Source organism: Nocardiopsis sp. NRRL B-16309 (assembly GCF_001279585.1).
Taxonomy (GTDB): domain Bacteria; phylum Actinomycetota; class Actinomycetes; order Streptosporangiales; family Streptosporangiaceae; genus Nocardiopsis.
This window is the reverse complement of record NZ_LGEC01000074.1, coordinates 1-18,033: the sequence shown is the minus strand read 5'-3', so window position 1 is coordinate 18,033 and position 18,033 is coordinate 1. Positions and strand designations below refer to the sequence as shown.

The window sequence follows — 18,033 nt, the reverse complement described above, 5'->3', positions numbered from 1 at the left end:
CGGGCTGGGACATCCACGTCTCCCAATGCGCTGCTCTCCCGGCACCGCTTGCGCCGCGATCGGAGCCTGGTGGACGTGCGCCCTCTGGCCGAAGGAGGTCCTCGCACACACCCGCTGACGGAGACTGCGCTTACTTGTCCTGTTACCGGGCGTTCGGGAGAACACCCCCTGTACGGCGGCCGGGGACCGTCTTCCCGGGCCTCCACGCCCTCGCCCGCCACCCTTCGACGGACATCTGCGATGCGGTCCGCCTCGAGGCGGCTCCGCGTCCTTGAGTGAACACTGGCGCGCCCCGAGCCGACCCCCTGGGGCCAGGTTGAACGGCCGCCTTCGACCCTGCCGTGGTTCCCGAGGCGCGGGGCGGGGTGGGAGGGATCGCGCGCTCCTCTGAGCCCCGTGTGCGGGGGAGAGCCGGCGCGGGCGGGATGTCAGCGGGTGTGGGCGACCAGGTAGGCCAGGCCGCGCTTGGCGGTCGTGGACAGGCGCAGCCCGACCACCTCCTCGGGTGTGAACCAGGCGCAGTCGGCCGTGGAACCGGCCACCTCCAGCACGCGGGGCTCGCCCGGGCGGGGGACGTGCACGTGCGAGAACACCCAGACCGCGTAGACCTCCGTGCCGGTCGGCGGGACGCGGTGGTGGCTGGCCACGGTGATCAGGCGGCCGACCACGCCCTCCTGGCCGGTCTCCTCCAGGACCTCGCGTCGCAGGGCTCCGCGCACGTCCTCGCCCGGGTCGACGCCGCCGCCCGGGAGGTGCCAGGTGCCTCCGCCGGGGAAGCCCTCGGCGATCAGGCTCAGCAGGATGCGTCCGGCGGGGTCGGTGACGATGCCGTAGGAGGCCAGACGGCTCAGCCGGGACCGCCGGCCGGGCTCCTCCTCCGCCAGGACCCGCTCGGGTGCCACGGACCGCTGGACCGAGGCGGCCACGGCGGGCCAGTGCCCGACCGTGGCGGGTGTGGCGAACACGATCCGGTCCACCTGGCAGGGGGTGCCGTCGGGGGCCGTGACCACGTCGGTGAGCACGTCGACGGCGACCAGGGACTCCTGCGCCGCCAGCCGCCCGAGGGTGCGGGCGACGTCGGCGGGATCCTGGCCGAACAGCACACGCGCGCCCAGCAGGGCGGGGCCCGGGACCACGAGGTGCGTGGTGACGCGCCGGGCCGGCTCGCCCGAGGGCACAGTGGTCACAGCGAGCCCGTGGCGGCCACGCTGGGCAGTCCGACCAGCCGCAGCAGCTCGTCGAGGTTGGCGACGGTGGTCACGCCCTCGAAGCGCTGGCGGCCGCGGCGGTCGACCATGACCGGGTGCATGCGGGCGGCGACGGCGCCGACGCCGTCGGACTGGATCTGGTCGCCGACGTGCCAGCAGTCGGAGGGGGTCACACCGAGCCGCTGGGCGGCCATGTGGAAGATCGCGGGGTCGGGCTTGCCCGAGCCGGCGGTGTCGGCGCACACGACGGCGTGGAAGTACGGGGACAGCTCCAGGGCCTGGAGCTTGGCGTGCTGGAGTGCCTCGATGCCGTTGGTGACCACGGCCAGGCGGTAGCCGGAGGAGTGCAGCGCGTGCAGCGTGGGGATGGCGTCGGGGAAGACCTGCCACGCCGAGCGGTGCGCGTCCAGGTAGAGGCGGTAGAGGTCGTCACAGTGGTTGTCGGCGATCTCGGCGTGGCCCGCCTGGACGGCCAGGGCCCGGATCCGGTCGCGTCTCTGCTGGTCCAGGCTCACGTCGCCGCGCAGGTAGGCGCCGAAGGAGATCTCGGTCTGGACGTCCCAGAGGGTGCGCGCCGCGGTGAAGTCGGGGTGTCCGAGGCGGTCCATGACCGCGCGCAGACCGGTGGACGACGCCGCTTCGTCATCGATGAGGGTGTCGTCCAGGTCGAAGCAGATCGCCATGGGCGCTGCGGGTATGTTCGGCATCGTTCCTCAACTGGCTGGCAGGACAAAACATGCCAACGCTAACCCGTAAGGACGACGTAAAAGGTGTAAACCCCGCCTAATGGGATGTGGCCAAAATCACGATACGGAGGGTGGGGCCGCGGCTCCACCGCGCCCGGACGTCACGGAAGCCGCTGGAACCACAGGAGTGAGGTCACCGCCGTGGCCATGGACAGCACGATGGCCACCAGGACGAAGCGTGTGACGATTTCCTCGTGGACGAACTCCGTCCCCAGGGACGACCCGATGTCCTCGTAGACCTCGGTGAGCTCCGTCTCGTTCTCCGCCTCGTAGAAGTGCCCCTCGGTGTCCTGCGCCAGGCCGCGCAGCGCGTCCTTGTCGATGTCGGCGGGCACCTGGTAGCCGTCGATCTCGATCATCGCCGCGCCGCTGCCGAACGCGATCGTCGACACCGGCACCTCCTCCTCGCCCGCCGCCGAGGCGGCCTGGGAGATCTCGCGCCCGCTGGTGTTCTCCCCGTCCGAGAGCAGCACGATCGCCGAGGGCGGCGGATCCTCCTCGGAGTCCTCGTCGAAGGTCCGGATCGCCTCCAGCGACGCGAACACGCCCTCGCCGATGGCGGTCCCCGGCCCCAGCCGCAGGTTCTCGATCGACCCGATGACCGCCTGGTGGTCCTGCGTGGGCGAGGACACCACCGTGGCCGTCGAGGAGAACGCCACCAGCCCCACGTTGAACCGGTCCGGCAGCGTGTCCACGAACCCCTGCGCCGACTCCTTGGCGGCCTCCAGCCGGTCGGGCTCGATGTCGGTCGCGGCCATCGACAGCGACACGTCCACCGCCACGATGATCGTCGCCCGCTCCCGGGGCGCCTCCACCGGCATGGCGGGCACCGCCATGGCCGTGATGAGGATCCCCAGGGTGAGGGTGAACAGCGCGGCCGGGACATGGCGCCGCAGGTCGGGGCGGTGCGGGGCCACCTGGTCCAGCAGCTCCAGGTTGGTGAAGCGCACCGTGTACTCGCGGCGCTGGCGCTGGGCGAACACGTACGCCACGACCAGCACGATCAGGAGCAGCAGCCACCACAGCCGCGTGGGTTCCAGAAAGGTCATCGGTTCGTCCCCCGTGCGTCGGCTCCCTGCGGGCCGCTCCCGCTCCGTCGTCGTGCCCGCGTGTGTCCGTCGCGGCTCACCGGGGCACTCCCGGTGTGTGCCGCGCCAGGTGGTGGGCCGTGCGCCGCTGATGGATCACGAATCTGGCGATATCTACCACCCAGTCACGGTCTGTCCGCAATATCAGGTGGTGTACCCCGCAACGGCGCAGAGCATCGCGCACCGCCTCCCGCTGGGCCGCCGCGGCCCGCCGGTAGCGCTCGCGGACGGACCGGGTCAGCCGGACGTCCTTGACGCGCCCCGACCTCGGGTCGCGCAGGGCCACGTCGCCGACGTCGGGCACGTCCAGCTCCCGGGGGTCGACCACCTCCACCACCAGGACCTGGTGGCGCTGGGCCAACTGGCGCAGCGGCCGCTCCCACAGGACCTCCCCGCCGAAGGCCGGCGTGTCCAGGAAGTCCGAGACCACCACCCGCAGCCCCCGCCGCCGACGCGTGCGGACCAGGTCCTCGATCGCGTCGGCCAGGGTCGCCCGGTGCGGGGAGGGCTCGCGCTCGTCACCCGTCGGCGCGGCCGCGATCGTGGCCAGCAGCGCCAGCAGGGCCTCCTTGCCCGACCGGGCGGGCCACCGCCGGATGTTCCCCCGGTGCAGGAAGTGCGCGCCGAACCGGTCGCCCACCCGCTGCGTCAGCAGGTTGGCCGCCACCATCGCGCCGACGGCCACATCGTGCTTGGAGCGCTCCCCCGTCCCGAAGTCCATGCTCGGGGACATGTCCAACAGCGTCCAGCTCTCCAGTTCGCGGTCGGCCACCAGGTCGCGCACGTGCGGGGTGTCGGTCCGCGCGGTCACCGCCCAGTCCATCAGCCGCACGTCATCCTCACCCGGCTGGTACAGGCGCGCCTCGGCCGCCTCCGAGCCCGGACCGAGCCGCAACCCGAGGTGCTCGCCGTGCAGCAGCCCGTCCAGGCGGTGCACGATGCGCAGGTCCAGGCGGCGCAGGGCGGCGCGCAGGCGTGGATCGGTCCCGATCGCGGGCATGTTCACGGGGGACTACCTCGCCGACGCGAAGGAGGCCGACTCCCCGCTGGGCGGTTCGTCCCAGATCACCCGCGGCGCCGGCACGGTCGCCAGGATGCGGTCGACCACCTGTTCGGCGCTGATCCCGTCCGCCAGCGCGTCGAAGGTCAGCACGAGCCGGTGCGCGATGATGTCGTGCGCCAGGACGCGCACGTCGTCGGGCAGGACGTAGTCGCGCCCGCGCAGCAGCGCCAGGGCGCGCGCCGACGCCACCAGGCCCAGGGTGGCCCGCGGGCTGGCGCCCACCTCCAGCACCTGGCGCAGGTCCGACATCTGGTGGTTCTCCGGCTCCCGGGTCGCCATGACCAGGCGCACGATGTAGTCGGCGATCAGCTGGTGGACGTGCACCCGCTCGGCGTCGGACTGCAGCTCGCTGAGCGTGACCGGGTCCAGCACCTGGTGCGCGGTGGGCGGCGTGCCGCTCATCCGCCGCAGGATCTCCATCTCCTCGTGCGCGCGCGGGTGGCCCACGTTGACCTTCATCAGGAAGCGGTCGCGCTGCGCCTCGGGGAGCGGGTAGACGCCCTCGGACTCCACCGGGTTCTGTGTGGCGATGACGATGAACGGGGAGGGAAGGGGATGAGTGGTGCCGCCGATGGACACCTGCCCCTCGGCCATGACCTCCAGCAGGGCCGACTGCACCTTGGCCGGAGCCCGGTTGATCTCGTCGGCGAGCACGAAGTTGGCGAAGACCGGCCCCAGCTCGACGTCGAACTTCTCCGTGGAGGGGTGGTAGATGCGCGTACCGACGATGTCGGAGGGCACCAGGTCCGGCGTGAACTGGATCCGGGCGAAGGAGCCGCCGGTCACCTTGGCCAGCGTGGACACGGCCAGGGTCTTGGCGATGCCGGGCACGCCCTCGATGAGGCAGTGCCCCTGGGCGACCAGGGCGATGAGGGAGCGCTCCACCATCCGCTCCTGGCCGACGATGACCGTCGACACCTCGTGCAGTGCGGCACGCAGCAGCCGGGTCGGCTCGCCCGGGGTGCTCTCCGACGCCGGTGAGGGGGCGGCACCGTGTCCGGGTGAGGTTTCTGCCATGGATTCTCGGGCGCGTTCCCTGCGGGCCAGAGTGGGAGCGCCCTCCTCCTTCCGGGTGGTGGTCGTGGCGACGGGCCCTGGGGGCCGCCTCCGCGCTCATGGTTCGTGCGGCGCGTCCACCGCGCTCGCGCGCGGCCGCGTCGGACGTTCTGCATCGGTGACGCCGAATATGGTGGTGATCACCCGCCTGTGGCGACACTACCCGCTTCGTTCCCCACGGACGGGGAGATGACGCGCCCGTGGGACGGGGCGGCGACGGTGAGAGGGGCTTGACGTGGCGGTTCGCGCGTTGGGGCTGAACGAGGGTGATCCACGCCAACTCGGACGGTTCCGTCTGGAGGGCCGGATGGGCTCCTCCGCGCTCGGGGTGGTCTACGTCGGCCGCGACTCCTCCGGCGAGCGGGTGAGCATCGCGGTCCTGGACTCCGGCGCGGGCGTCGACGACCAGGCCAGGGCACAGTTCACCGAGGCGGTCCGCGCCGAGGACGGCGTGGTCGCGGCCCGTACCCGGGGCCGGGGCGCGCTGTGGGCGGCGGTGCCCCTGGCCGAGGACGGTGTCGGCGCCGGGTCCCTGCTGGAGCGTGCCGCCCGGTCCGGCCGGGTCGCGGCGCGCGGCCCGGTGGTGCTGCCGCACTGGGCGGGGCACCGGGGCGGCGCCGCGGTGCGGTGGGCCCCCTGGGCCGGCCGCCGCGACAGCGCGGTCGCGGCGGGGGAGGGGAACTGGTGGCTGATCGGCGGCCTGGGCGCCGTCCTGCTGGTGCTCCTGCTGCTGGTCACGGTCCTGTACCTGTGGATGCTGCAGTTCCCGCCGCCGGAGATCCCCGTGACCCAGCCGGAGATGGAGCAGACCGAGCCCTCGGGGGAGGAGTCGGAACCGGCCGAGGAGGGCGAGGGCGAGCCCGCGGAGCCGACGCCGGTGCCCTCGGTGGGGCCGTCCGACGGTGAGGACGGCTGGGGCGGCCCGCCGGAGGACAACCTGTAGCGGAGTCGCGGCGACCCGGAGCGCGCTGACGGCGGAGTGCGTGGTGCGGGGGCGCGTGCGCGGGTCGACCCGCGCACGCCGGGGGACAGGACCGTGTCCCGGGCAGGTGTCCGTCGGGGCGGGCGGGGGGAGTCGTCGGGGGCCTGCGTCGCGGGCGGCCTCCCAGGGGACGAGCGCGGGGCGAGGCCGGGCGGTGGGGCGGACGGGATCCTTCCGGAGGTGTCTTCCCTCGCGTCATCCGCTTTAAAAATCTACGTCGTAAAGGTGGCGCGCTGCTTCTGTAGAAGCAACTTCAACAACTAGATCGCGCGGCTACGCCGCCCGCCTCTCTTACCTTTCCCGCATGCGGATTCGGGCGTGTCGTCTCCGGTCGTGGGTGGTACCTAGAACGTGTTCAGCGTCCGACAAGCGCACGTCCGGCGGCCGGTCCCGGTGATCGCGGGGGGCCGTGGCGTGCGTGCCTGTCCGTTCGGCTCAGCGGTTCGGCTCGACCGTGTCGCGGGGTGCCTATGCTGGCGTGGTGCTGAAAAAGGTGAGCGTGACGCGGTACGTGCTGCCGTTGCGCGAGGGCGGATCGCTTCCCGGGTTGGTCGAGGCCGACGACCTGGGCATGTACGTCGTCAAGTTCGTCGGGGCCGGGCAGGGCCGCAAGACCCTCGTCGCCGAGGTCGTCGCGGGCGAACTCGGCCGGGCCCTCGGGCTGCCGGTGCCCGAGTTGGCGCGGGTGGAACTGGACCCGGTGATCGGCCGCAGCGAGCCGGACCCGGAGGTGCAGGAACTCATCAAGGCCAGCGGCGGACTGAACCTGGGCATGGACTTCCTCCCGGGTTCGCTGGCCTTCGACCCGCTGGCCTACGACGTGGACCCCCTCTTCGCCGGCCGCGTGCTGTGGTTCGACGCCCTCATCGGCAACGTCGACCGTTCCTGGCGCAACCCCAACATGCTTCTCTGGCACGGGGAGCCCTACCTCATCGACCACGGGGCGACGCTGATCTTCCACCACAACTGGGCGGGGGCCGACCGCTTCGCCCTGCGCCCCTACGACGCCTCCGACCACGTGATGGCCGGGTGCGCTCCCGACCTGGCCGCCGCGGACGCACGGATGGCGCCCCTGGTCGACGAGCGGCTGCTCACCGACGTCCTGGCCCTGGTCCCCGACGTGTGGCTGGCCGACGAGCCCGGGTTCGACGGGCCCGACGCGGTCCGCGAGGCGTACAAGCGGCACCTGCTCACGCGGGCGGCGGACCGCTCCTGGCTGCCGGAGGTGGTCGCGTGAGCGGGGTCGAGCGGTACAGCGACGCGGTGACCACCGGACGGGTCGGTGAGGAACGCGACCGCGCGGTGTTCGAGTACGCCCTGCTTCGCGTCGTCCCGCGTCTGGAGCGCGGCGAGTGCGTCAACGCCGGGGTGATCGTGTACTGCCAGGAGCGCGCCTTCCTGGCCGCCCGGTCGGCCCTGGACGAGCGGCGGCTGCTCGCGGTGGACCCCGAAGCGGACGTCGAGGGCGTGCGGCGGGCGCTGGCCGCGGTGGAGTCGCTGTGCCGGGGCGGTGCTGAGGCGGGTGCGGCCGGTCGTGAACGGCCGGGTCAGCGCTTCCGCTGGCTGACCGCGCCGCGCAGCACGATCGTGCAGCCCGGTCCGATCCACGGCGGACTGACGGAGGATCCGCGGGTCGAGGTGGAGCGCCTGCTGGACCGGCTGGTCCGCTGATCCGGCCCGCTCCGGGCCTCGCGTAACGGACATCACAGGTATTGCGGGGGATAAAGGGGAGGCGATCGTCCCCCTCGGAGTGTTGGTATGGGAGTGGTCCCCGCCGGTGGGCACGCTCCCAGGCCGGCTTCCGTAGACGTTTCCCTCTGGAGTGCCTGTGCAGTCCCCGAAGTCGCCCCCCGCCACGCCCGCCGGCACCGGTTCCGCCCCCGGCGCCGCCGCGCCCCCCGCGTGGACGCCGACGCGGCGGTCCGTCGCGCTACTGGTGATGGTGTTGGGAGTGCTGACGGCCACCGGGCCGTTGGCGACCGACATGTACCTCCCGGCGTTCCCCCAGATCACCGAGGAGTTGGGGACGAGCGAGGCCCAGGTGGGGCTGACGCTGACCGCGATGATGCTCGGTCTGGCCGTGGGCCAGCTGGTGATCGGACCGATGAGCGACGCCTTCGGGCGGCGTACTCCGCTGTTGGTCGGTGTCGCGGTGTTCACCGTGACGTCGGTGCTGTGCGTGTTCGTGCCGAACGTGACCGTGTTCATCGCGTTGCGTTTCGTGCAGGGCATGGCCGGTGCGGCGGGTGCGGTGATCGGCCGGGCGGTCGTGCGCGATCTGTTCAAGGGTGACGACGCGGTGCGGTTCTTCTCGCGTCTGGCCCTGGTGATGATGTTGGCGCCGCTGTTGGCGCCGCTGGCGGGTGCGCAGTTGCTGCTGGTGGGTCCGTGGCAGGTGAGTTTCTGGGTGCTGGCGGCGATGGCGGCGATCAGCTTCGTGCTGGTGTTGGTGTGGCTGCCGGAGAGCCTTCCGCCGCAGGAGCGGCGTGCGCAGGGTCCGCGGCTGTTGGCCGGGACCGTGGGCGGGCTGGTGCGTCAGGCCCGGTTCATGGGGCCGGTCCTGACGCTGGGTCTGAGTTTCGGGATGCTGTTCACATACGTGTCGGCGTTCTCGTTCGTCTCGCAGCACGAGTTCGGTGCCTCCCCGCAGACGTACGCGTGGCTGTTCGCGATCAACTCGCTGGGCATGATGGCGGGGACGCAGACGAACGGTCTGCTGGTGGGCCGGGTGGACACGCTGCGGCGTCTGGGGCTGGGTCTGGCGCTGGCGCTGGTGGCGGTGGTGACCCTGCTGGTGCTGGCGTTGACCGGTGTGGCGACGTTGTGGGTGACGGTGGGGCTGTTGGCGCTGATGATGTTCAGCGTCGGGTTCATCTTCCCCAACTCGACGGTGACGGCGCTGGACGGTCAGCCGGTGGCCGTGGCGGGGACGGCGTCGGCTCTGATGGGGGCGATGCAGTTCACGCTGGGCGGTGGTGTGGCCGCTCTGGCGGGGATGACGCCGTCGGGTGAGGCGTCGTTGGTGAGCATGGCCGCGGTGATGGCCGGTGCGTCGGTTCTGTCGGTGGTGGCGTTCGTGTGGACGGTTCGGTCGAAGGTCCGATAACCACACGATGCCTTGTTTCCTCCTGACTGCGTCGGGTTGCCTGAACAGGGGATTGTGGGCACAGTAGGGCTCTATTCCCCGATTGAGGCGGCTCCGGTCTGTGCCTGGTCCGCCTTCTGATGTGGCAGAGGATGAGTGGGTATGGGCGAGGCTGGTGTCACCCCCGGTGTGCGGGCTCGGGCGATGTCCGGGCTGGGCGACCTGGTGTACGAGGGGGCGTCCGGTGACGCGCATGCCGAACTGTTCTCGGTGCCGGTGGGCGATGGTTGGCGGCGTCGGACGGCGGGTGAGTTCGCCACGGACGTGACGTCGGTGGCCAAGGGGCTGATCGCTGCCGGTGTGGGTGAGGGCGACCGGGTGCTGGTGGTGTCCGGTTCGCACCAGGAGTGGGTGCGGGTCGCGTTCGCGGTGTGGTCGGTGCGCGGTGTGGTGGTGCCGTTGGAGCCGTCGGCTTCGGCGGAGCGTGTGGTGCACGTGGTGCGTCAGACGCGTCCCGCGGCTGCTCTGGTGGAGGGTGAGCGGCTGTTGGGCACGGTGACGGGTCTGCAGCGGGAGCTGCCGGACCTGGGGCGTGTGTGGCGGTTGGAGCCGGATCTGCCGGGTGTGGTGTCGCTGGGTGCGTACATGGACGCGACGTCGGTGCGGTTCCGGCGTGATGAGACGCGGCCCGAGGACGCGGCGGTGGTGTTGTACCCGCTGAGTACGGTTTCGCGGGAGACGCGGGGTGTGGTGCTCTCGCACGGTGCGCTGTTGACGGCGGCGGCGTCGTTGGTGGACCGGATGTGGCCGCGGTTGTCGGAGTTGGATCCGGGGCGGGCGAGTGCGCTGTTGGATCTGCCGTTGACGCAGGTCCAGGGGTTGGCGTCGTTGCTGGCGTGTGTGGTGGGCCGGGTGCGTGTGGGGTTGACGGCGCCGGGGACGCTGATGGCGGGTGTGTCCTCGTTCCGGCCGACGGTGCTGGTGTGTTCGGCGGCGCAGTTGGAGTCGGTGTTCGCCGTGGAGCGTGAGCGGGCGCAGTCGACGGGGTGGGATTCGCTGGCGACGTTCAACGCGTCGGTGGCGGCGGCGGTGGACTTCGACCAGTCGCCGAAGAAGGGTGCGTGGCGGCGGCTGTCGCGGTCGATGTACGGCTGGTCGTTCGTGCGGGTGCGGGAGCTGTTCGGCAACCGGGTGCATCTGGGTGTGTGCTGGGGCGGCGGGCTGTCGCACGAGTTGGACGCGTTCTTCGGCGGTGTGGGTGTGCCGGTGATGCAGGTGTTCGGTACGCCGGAGACGGCGGGTGCGTTCTCGGCGAACGCGGTGGGGGACCGTGTGTCGGGGACGGTGGGTCGTCTGTTGGACGATCGTGAGCTGTGGGTTTCGCCGGAGGGTGAGGCCTATGTGCGTGGTGGCGGGGTGTTCTCGGGTTACTGGGGGGATGTGGAGGGCTCGCGGAGCGCGTTCCGCGATGGGTGGTTGGCCACGGGTGTGGCCGTGGAGGTCGACGACGCGGGTTTTGTGAGTCTGCGTGGCCGGTTGCGTGCGCAGGCGGCGATGGCCGAGGTGCCGGGCCGGTTCGCGGCGCGTTCGGCGGCGGGTGCCGTGGTGGAGCGTGCGGAGCCGGGTGTGGCGGTGGGGCCGGCGCAGGAGCGTGTGGCGGTGGAGTCGTGGTCGCCGGAGCCGGTGGTGGAGGAGCCGGGTGAGCGCTCGGACGCGGAGCTGGTGGCGGAGTTCGAGGCCCGGTTGCGGGCGCATCCGCTGATCAGCCAGGTGTTGGTGATCGTGGAGGGGCGGCCGTTCGCGAGTGCGCTGGTGACGTTGGTGCGTGACCAGTTGGAGTACTGGCGGTTGGTGAACGGGCGGCCGTTGTCGATGGCGCCGGAGGAGATCGCGGGGGACCGTGATCTGTTGCGTGAGGTGCAGGGGTTGGTGTACGAGGCGAACCGTTCGGTGCCGCGGCATCTGGCGGTGCGGTCGTTCCATGTGTTGGCGGAGGAGTTCACGTCGCAGTCGGGGCTGGTGCAGCCGTCGGGTGAGTTGCGGCGTGAGGCGGTGTTGCGGGCGTTCGCGGAGGAGATCGACGGGTTGTACCGCGTGCGTCGCGAGTCGTAGCGGGTGTGGTGTGCCGCGGTCCCGGTGGGTGGGGGCCGCGGCTTCGTCGTGTGCGGGGTCTACTGGCCGTTGAGGTAGGCCAGGACGGCGAGGACGCGGCGGCTGTCGTCGGAGGAGGGCGGCAGGTCGAGTTTGGTGAAGATGTTGTTGATGTGTTTGCTGACGGCCTTTTCGGTGATGTAGAGGCGTCCGGCGATGGCGGAGTTGGAGCGGCCTTCGGCCATTTCGGCGAGGACTTCGCGTTCGCGGGGGGTGAGTTGGGCGAGGGGGCCGCTCTGGTCCTGGCGGGCGAGGAGTTGGGAGATGACGGCAGGGTCCATGGCGGTTCCGCCGTCGGCGACGCGGCGGACGGCTTCGATGAACTGGCCGATGTCGAGGACGCGGTCCTTGAGGAGGTAGCCGACGGCGCCGGTGTCGTCGGAGAGGAGTTCGCGCGCGTAGAGCTGTTCGACGTGTTGGGACAGTACGAGGATGGGCAGGCCGGGGACCTGGGCGCGGGCTCCGAGGGCGGCTTGGAGGCCTTCGTCGGTGAAGGTGGGGGGTAGGCGGACGTCGACGACGGCGACGTCGGGTTTGTGTTCGGTGAGGGCGGCTTGGAGGTCGGGTCCGTTGTCGACGGCGGCGACGACGGTGAAGTCGTGCGCTTCGAGGAGTCGGATCAGACCGTCGCGGAGGAGGGCAAGGTCTTCGGCGATGACAACGCGCACGGGATCTCCAGGGTCACGATGGTGGGGCCGCCCGGGGGGCTGGTGACGCTCATCGTGCCATCGAATGCGTCGAGGCGGCGACGGATGCCGGAGAGGCCGCTGCCGGGGGTGGCATCGGCTCCGCCGGTGCCGTTGTCGGTGATGGTGATGACGAGGCGGTTGCGGCCGTGGTTGATGTGGATCCAGGCGTGGGTGGCGCTGGAGTGTTTGACGGTGTTGGTGAGGAGCTCGGCGATGGCGAAGTAGGCGGCGGATTCGACGGGGTCGGCGGGGCGGCCGTCGAGGTCGATGGTGACGCTGATGGGGAGGTGGTGGGTGAGGGCGAGGGCGTGGACGGCGCCGTGGAGTCCGCGTTCGACGAGGACGGGTGGGTGGATGCCGCGGACGAGGTCGCGGAGTTCGATGAGGGCGTGGCGGGTGGTCTCGCGGGCTTCGGCGAGCATGGTGCGGGCTGTTTCGGGGTCGGTTTCGACGATGTTCTCGGCCATGCCGAGGTTCATGCCGAGGGCGACGAGGCGGGCTTGGGCGCCGTCGTGGAGGTCGCGTTCGATGCGGCGGATCTCGGCGGCCTGGGTGTCGATGGTGTTGGCGCGGCTGGTGGCGAGGTGGGCGACGCGGGCGGTGAGTCGGGCTTTTTCGGTGGGGGAGAGGAGGAGGCGGTTGAAGCGGATGTAGAGGGTGATGGCGCGGGGGGTGGTGATGTAGGCGAGGTAGAGCAGGATGGCGCCGGTGAGGAGGGGCAGGAGGGTTTGGGGGAGGTTGGTGGGGGTGTAGAAGCCGTAGAGGGGGAAGGCGGGGATGAGGTGGAGGAGGGTGTTGAGGGTGAAGAGGAGGTGGAGGGTGCCGTGGGCGAGGAAGGCGGCGGGGATGAGGATGAGGGAGACGCTGGCTGGTGTGGAGACGAGCCAGAGGAGGTCTTTCCAGGTGGCGGGGTCGGTGATGATGGCGCCGGCGCGGGGGACGAGGCCGGTGGGGGGTACGGGGCGGTAGACGGAGGGGATGCGGCCTTGGTGGAGGATGTGGCCGAGGGTGCGGCGTTGGGTGTCGGCGAGGGTGCGTAGGAGGGTGGCGGTGAGGATGATGAAGGGGAGGCCGATCCAGATGAGGGTGAGGACGGCGGAGGCGATGACGAGGGGGAGTAGGAGGAGGGTGGCGATGTTCTGGGAGATGAGCAGGACGAGGTAGGCCAGGGTGGTGAGCGGGCCGGTGTGGTGTGGGCCTGCTCGGTGGTGTGGGGCGTTGGCCATGTGTGGTGCGGTCCGTTCCTGCTGGTGTGTGGTGATGGTTCCATTCTGTCGCGTGGTGGTGTGTGGGCGCGGTGGTGGTGGGGCCCTTTTTTGTGGGTGGTGGTGGGTCTATTCCATCGGTTGTGTGGTGGTGTTGTCACGCAGGGTGGTGTTGTGGGCGTTTTTGGGCTTTTCGGGCGTGGTGGGGGCGGGGGTCGGTGGCTGGTCCGGGGCGGGCGGTATGGCCCTGATGGGAGGTTTGTGGGGGTGAGAGGGCCGGATTGGCGGGTTTTTGGCGCAACTCGCCGACGTCGATTTCCCGTGGGTTGCCACGACCTGTGATGATCGGGAGTGTGTGGCGTGAACTGATCCTGCAGATGTATCCCGAGGCCGATCTGAACGATCCGGCCGATGAGGTGACCCTGGCCGAGGTGGAGAAGCACCTGATGCTGCCCCTGCCCTTCGAGTTGGCGTCGCTGCTGAGGGAGACCGACGGTGTGTCCAACGAGTACGGGGACGCGGTGGTGTGGAGTGCGCGGCGCCTGGTGGAGGACAACCTGGCCATGCGGCGGGAGCCGGACTACCTGGAGCTGTACGCGCCCTTCGACGAGATGATCTTCTTCGGCGACTCGGACATGGGTCCGCAGTTCGCCTACGTGCACACCGACTACGGCCCGGGGATCGTGGTGTGGGACCACGAGAGCGACCGCCGCCGCCTGGTGGTGGTGTCGCTGCGCGACTACCTGGCCAGGTGCTTCATCCAGGGCAACGCGTGGTTTCGGTGAGGGTCCCGCGGGCGCGGGGGTGACCTGCCGTTTCGTGCTATTTTTCGGGGTGTTGGCGGCGTGTTGGGCCGCCTGTCGTCTCCCCGAGCACGTTGTGAGAGTAGAACCATGTCGGAGCAGTCCACGCCTGCCCAGGTAGCCGCCGTCGTCCAGGGCCGGGAGGTGGCGGAGTACCCGGAGCTGGCGCCCGAGGCCGCCCGCGGCCGGGTCCGGCGGATCACGGTGACGGGCGAGGAGGTGCTGCACCGGCGCTGCGCCGACGTGCCGCGGGAGATGCTGGGCGGCGGGGAGCTGGCGCGGCTGATCGACGACATGTTCGTGACGATGTACGCGGCCGAGGGCGTGGGGCTGGCGGCCAACCAGGTGGGTGTGGACCTGCGGGTCTTCGTCTACGACTGCCCCGACGATGAGGGTGTGCGCCACGTGGGGCACGTGGTCAACCCGGTGCTGGAGGAGCGCGGCGCCGAGGACGTGCTGGTGGTGGAGTCGGAGGGGTGCCTGTCGGTGCCGGGGCCGCACGCGGACCTGGGGCGGTTGGAGCGGGCGACGGTGCGCGGTGTGGACCGGGAGGGGGCCGAGGTGGTGCTGTCGGGGCAGGGCTACTTCGCGCGGTGCCTGCAGCACGAGACCGATCACACGCTGGGGCGGCTCTACATCGACCGGCTCTCGGCGCGTGAGCGCAAGCGGGTGCTGAAGAAGATGAGCGAGATGGCCGACAGCGTGTTCGATCGGCGCGAGGAGCGCACGGCGGAGCTGGTGCGCGAGTTCGGGGGCTGAGCCCCGGGCGCGGAGGGTGTGTCAGGGGGTGTCCCGGCGGTGGCCGGGGCACCCCCTGTGTGGTGTGTCAGCGTTCGTGGTCGCCGCGCACGACGCAGAACTCGTGGCCCTCGGGGTCGTGCAGGACGGCCCATCCGGTGCCGTCGGGGTTGCGGCGGTCCTCGACCAGGGTGGCGCCGAGCTGTTGCAGGCGGGCGACCTCGGCCTCGCGGGTGGTGCCGGGGTCGGCGCACAGGTCCAGGTGCAGGCGGTTCTTGGTGGTCTTGGGTTCGGGGACGGCCAGGAAGAGCAGGGGCGGGCCCTGGGGGAGGCGGATGAGGGCTTCGGGGTCGCCGGGTTTGTCGTCGGGGTCCAGGGGGTGGCCCAGGGCCTGGGACCAGAAGGTGGCCAGGGTGTGGGCGTCGGCGCAGTCGATGGTGATGGCGTGGAGGTGCACGTGGTCCTTTCGCGGATGTGCGGGTGTGCCGGGCCATTGTGGTGGGCGGGTCTGGGTGGCGGCAAGCGGTTTTGTGGCCGGTGGCGGGGTGGGGATTGGGGTTGGTGGCGGGTGGTGTGGGGCCAATATGGGCTGTGTGGCCGACCAATATGGTGGATTGGTCTGGTTTTCGGCTCTGTCGGGGGCGGGGTGGTGTGCCGCGGCGGGGCGCGGGGCGGTAGATTTCGGCGCATGCACAACGGGGACGAGGTCGGCGGGCAGCCGACGCAGAAGGTGGTCATCTACACCGATGGGGCGTGCAGCGGCAACCCCGGCCCGGGAGGGTGGGGTGTGTGGCTTCGCTACGGTGACCACGAGCGGGAGATGTACGGGGGCGAGGCGCAGACGACCAACAACCGGATGGAGCTGATGGCGGCCATCCAGGCGTTGGAGAGCCTGAAGCGGCCGCTGCCGGTGCTGGTGCACACCGACTCCTCCTATGTGCGCAACGGCATCACGTCGTGGGTGGCGAACTGGAAGCGGCGCGGGTGGCGTACGGCCGACAGGAAGCCGGTCAAGAACGTGGACCTGTGGCAGCGCCTGGACGAGGTGTCGGCGCGCTATGACGTGGAGTGGCGCTGGGTGCGCGGGCACAGCGGTGATGAGGGCAACGAGCGCGCGGACGAGCTGGCGCGGCGGGGCAGGGACGAGGCCGCCGGGCTCTGAGCGGGTCCGGGGCGGGGGTGGCGGTGGCCGGGGGCCGCCGCCACTGGTGTGTGCGGGGTCAGTGCCGGTGGCAGTGGTCGCAGGCCGGGCGGGTGCGCCGGGCGTAGAAGAGGGTGGCGGCGGCCAGGCCCAGTCCCCAGACGACGTAGGAGCCGATGGAGGCCCACCAGAACCAGTCGGGGAAGTGGCCGCCGTAGGAGTCGGGGCCCCGCAGGAGCAGCCCTGTGAGGTTCATGCCGAAGTAGGTGTTCATGCCCAGGGTGGCGAAGAGGGCGGGGCCCAGGACGAGTGGGCGCGGGACGGGTCGGGTGGCCAGGCGGGGGACCCAGCGGGGCCAGGTGCGTCCGAAGGGGTGGACCAGGGCCAGGGGGAGCAGGACGCCGGCCGAGCCGAAGAGGAGGAGCAGTCCGGTGGTGGCGATGGCCGCTTGGAGGGGGTCGGTGGGGGTCATGGGGCTGTGCTCGCCGAAGGGGAGCTGGACCAGGATCCGGGTGAGGCAGCCGGCGATGGCGGTGTAGGCGGCGGCGTGGGCCCAGGCGGGTGTGGCCGGGGGGGCGGGGCGGGTGCGGGCGGAGCGGCCGCAGCGGGGGCAGTCGGCGATCCAGCGGCGGTGGGCGCCGGGGGGGGTGTGGGCGAGGGCCAGGGCCAGGGCCAGGGCTCCCAGGCGGGTGGCCATGGGGGCGGGGGAGAGGGGGACGCCGGAGGTGTTGAGCAGGAGCAGGGCGACGACGTCGAGCAGGAGCAGGACGGCGCTGGCGGTGATGAGGGCGGCGGTGGTCCAGGCGGCGGCGATCAGGGCGCGGGCGGGCAGGGGCGGTGTGGGTCGGGTCAGTGCGGCGGTCAGGGCCAGGGTGGTGGCGGCCAGGGCGATGATGGGCCAGTCGGAGAAGGCGATGAGGTCGTCGCCGACGGGCGGTAGCCGGGGGCGGGTGTCGGTGAGGGTCCAGTACAGGCGCAGGAGTCCGTAGAGGGCGGCCCAGGCGGCGGTGGCGGTGGCCAGGGGGTGGGCGGCGGCCGGGTCGGCGGGTGCGCGGGTGGCGGTCATGGTCTGAGTGTGGCGCCGTGCGGGGGTGTGGGCCTCCCTCCGTGGTGGGGCGGGGGTCCCTCTGGGGAGTGAGACGGCGCGGGGGAGCTCCTGTACGGGGGCGCGGACGGGCCAGGGCCCCGCGCCGGGGTGTGGGGAGCGGCGCATCGTCGGGGCGGCCCGGTGGGCGAGCGCCCACCCGAACGCCCGCGGATGCTCCTCGGGCGTGTTCGGCGGACACGCGCCCTGCTGCGCGGCGCTCCAGCGGCACTGTCGCCGCGTTCTCTTCAGTCGACGGCCGGGCCGGCGTCTTCTCCGGCCTTGCCAGGGCACAAGTGGATGCACCGCTCGCGAGGGACGGCGTCCTCGGAAGAGGCCCTAGCGGTCCTCGGCCTTGATGGTGTCGACCATCAGGCGGCGGGGTCCGGTGCCGGCGGCGGCGAGTTCGTCGTCGGGGTTGGACAGGGTGCAGGTCTCCAGGGACAGGCAGCCGCAGCCGATGCAGTCGGTGAGGTCGTCGCGCAGGCGGATGAGCTGGTCGATGCGGGTGTCGAGTTCGTCGCGCCACTGTTCGGAGACGCGGGCCCAGTCGCGGGGGGTGGGGGTGCGGTTGTCGGGCAGGGCGTCCAGGGCCTGGCGGATGCGGGCCAGGGGCAGGCCCACGCGCTGGGAGATGCGGATGAAGGAGACGCGGCGCAGGGTGTCGCGGCGGTAGCGGCGCTGGTTGCCGGCGGTGCGGCGGCTGTGGATGAGGCCCTGGCGTTCGTAGAAGTGCAGGGCGGAGACGGCGACGCCCGCGCGTTCGGCGACCTGGCCGACGGTGAGTTCCTTGGTGATGGGTGACACGTGTTCATCCTAGGGCGTGCGGCGTGGGGGCTGCCCTGGTGGATGTGTGTTCAGCCGGTGTGGCGGTGCAGGGCGTACAGGCGTGCGTAGGCGCCGCCGCGTAGCAGGAGTTGGCGGTGGGTGCCGGTTTCGGTGACGCGGCCCTGGACCAGGAGCAGGATGCGGTCGGCGGTGCGGGCGTGGGTGG

At 71.5% G+C, this 18,033-nt stretch carries 18 protein-coding genes and 1 pseudogene; 8 read left to right on the top strand and 11 right to left on the bottom strand.

All coding sequences use genetic code 11. From position 1 onward, the window contains the following. Window positions 1-428: 428 nt before the first annotated feature. The 5 genes from ADL05_RS14750 to ADL05_RS14730 form a co-directional block, all read right to left on the bottom strand. Complete coding sequence (locus ADL05_RS14750; RefSeq protein ID WP_053617538.1) at window positions 429-1,187, bottom strand: NUDIX hydrolase; 759 nt, start codon at window positions 1,185-1,187, stop codon at window positions 429-431. Continuing rightward, entirely contained in the window at window positions 1,184-1,915 is a 732-nt protein-coding gene (locus tag ADL05_RS14745) for an HAD family hydrolase (protein WP_053617537.1), read from the bottom strand. Before ADL05_RS14745 ends, ADL05_RS14750 begins: the two co-directional genes overlap by 4 nt. A gap of 140 nt (window positions 1,916-2,055) precedes the next feature. Next, window positions 2,056-3,003, bottom strand: a complete 948-nt coding sequence (locus tag ADL05_RS14740) for a VWA domain-containing protein (RefSeq protein WP_053617536.1) — start codon at window positions 3,001-3,003, stop codon at window positions 2,056-2,058. 76 nt (window positions 3,004-3,079) lie between these two features. Beyond that, on the bottom strand, window positions 3,080-4,048 hold the full coding sequence (locus ADL05_RS14735; protein ID WP_053617535.1) for a DUF58 domain-containing protein: 969 nt from the start codon (window positions 4,046-4,048) through the stop codon (window positions 3,080-3,082). Window positions 4,049-4,054: 6 nt separating this feature from the next. Beyond that, window positions 4,055-5,122 (bottom strand): MoxR family ATPase, encoded by a 1,068-nt coding sequence (locus ADL05_RS14730; protein ID WP_053617534.1) that lies wholly within the window; start codon window positions 5,120-5,122, stop codon window positions 4,055-4,057. A gap of 274 nt (window positions 5,123-5,396) precedes the next feature. Here ADL05_RS14730 and ADL05_RS14725 point away from each other — a divergent pair, with 274 nt between their 5' ends. The 5 genes from ADL05_RS14725 (at window position 5,397) to ADL05_RS14705 (ending at window position 11,340) form a co-directional block, all read left to right on the top strand. Further along, complete coding sequence (locus tag ADL05_RS14725; RefSeq protein WP_053617533.1) at window positions 5,397-6,104, top strand: hypothetical protein; 708 nt, start codon at window positions 5,397-5,399, stop codon at window positions 6,102-6,104. 520 nt (window positions 6,105-6,624) lie between these two features. Further along, complete coding sequence (locus tag ADL05_RS14720) at window positions 6,625-7,380, top strand: HipA family kinase (RefSeq protein ID WP_197285805.1); 756 nt, start codon at window positions 6,625-6,627, stop codon at window positions 7,378-7,380. Then, the gene (locus tag ADL05_RS14715) at window positions 7,377-7,814 is read left to right on the top strand and encodes a DUF3037 domain-containing protein (protein WP_053617531.1); all 438 of its coding nucleotides are present in this window, start codon (window positions 7,377-7,379) and stop codon (window positions 7,812-7,814) included. The genes ADL05_RS14720 and ADL05_RS14715 overlap by 4 nt, the downstream gene beginning before the upstream one ends. Window positions 7,815-7,971: 157 nt before the next feature. Continuing rightward, complete coding sequence (locus ADL05_RS14710; RefSeq protein WP_369800941.1) at window positions 7,972-9,249, top strand: multidrug effflux MFS transporter; 1,278 nt, start codon at window positions 7,972-7,974, stop codon at window positions 9,247-9,249. A 141-nt stretch (window positions 9,250-9,390) separates the two neighbouring features. Continuing rightward, window positions 9,391-11,340 (top strand): AMP-binding protein, encoded by a 1,950-nt coding sequence (locus ADL05_RS14705; RefSeq protein WP_053617530.1) that lies wholly within the window; start codon window positions 9,391-9,393, stop codon window positions 11,338-11,340. Between the two features lie 59 nt (window positions 11,341-11,399). Here ADL05_RS14705 and ADL05_RS14700 read toward each other — a convergent pair whose 3' ends face one another. Both ADL05_RS14700 and ADL05_RS14695 read right to left on the bottom strand, forming a co-directional pair. Further along, window positions 11,400-12,047, bottom strand: a complete 648-nt coding sequence (locus ADL05_RS14700; protein ID WP_053617529.1) for a response regulator transcription factor — start codon at window positions 12,045-12,047, stop codon at window positions 11,400-11,402. After that, window positions 11,999-13,294: a sensor histidine kinase gene (locus ADL05_RS14695; RefSeq protein WP_053617528.1), complete on the bottom strand. Its 1,296-nt coding sequence runs from the start codon at window positions 13,292-13,294 to the stop codon at window positions 11,999-12,001. Before ADL05_RS14695 ends, ADL05_RS14700 begins: the two co-directional genes overlap by 49 nt. Window positions 13,295-13,614: 320 nt before the next feature. Between ADL05_RS14695 and ADL05_RS14690 the strand changes: the two genes are divergently transcribed. Next, on the top strand, window positions 13,615-14,058 hold the full coding sequence (locus ADL05_RS14690; RefSeq protein ID WP_053617527.1) for an SMI1/KNR4 family protein: 444 nt from the start codon (window positions 13,615-13,617) through the stop codon (window positions 14,056-14,058). 108 nt (window positions 14,059-14,166) lie between these two features. Then, a complete protein-coding gene (gene def, locus ADL05_RS14685) occupies window positions 14,167-14,835 on the top strand; it encodes a peptide deformylase (protein WP_053617526.1) in 669 nt (222 codons plus the stop codon). Between the two features lie 67 nt (window positions 14,836-14,902). Here the strand turns inward: def and ADL05_RS14680 are convergent, their stop codons facing one another. Beyond that, window positions 14,903-15,271, bottom strand: a complete 369-nt coding sequence (locus tag ADL05_RS14680) for a VOC family protein (RefSeq protein WP_053617525.1) — start codon at window positions 15,269-15,271, stop codon at window positions 14,903-14,905. Window positions 15,272-15,502: 231 nt separating this feature from the next. Between ADL05_RS14680 and rnhA the strand changes: the two genes are divergently transcribed. Then, window positions 15,503-15,976, top strand: a complete 474-nt coding sequence (gene rnhA / locus ADL05_RS14675; RefSeq protein WP_053617524.1) for a ribonuclease HI — start codon at window positions 15,503-15,505, stop codon at window positions 15,974-15,976. 58 nt (window positions 15,977-16,034) lie between these two features. Here rnhA and ADL05_RS14670 read toward each other — a convergent pair whose 3' ends face one another. From ADL05_RS14670 to ADL05_RS32445, 3 genes and pseudogenes are all read right to left on the bottom strand, one after another. Beyond that, window positions 16,035-17,021 (bottom strand): hypothetical protein, encoded by a 987-nt coding sequence (locus ADL05_RS14670; protein WP_053617523.1) that lies wholly within the window; start codon window positions 17,019-17,021, stop codon window positions 16,035-16,037. Between the two features lie 357 nt (window positions 17,022-17,378). After that, a complete protein-coding gene (gene soxR / locus ADL05_RS14665; protein WP_053617522.1) occupies window positions 17,379-17,846 on the bottom strand; it encodes a redox-sensitive transcriptional activator SoxR in 468 nt (155 codons plus the stop codon). 50 nt (window positions 17,847-17,896) lie between these two features. Next, window positions 17,897-18,033: pseudogene (locus ADL05_RS32445) on the bottom strand (ABC transporter ATP-binding protein); the annotation flags it as partial.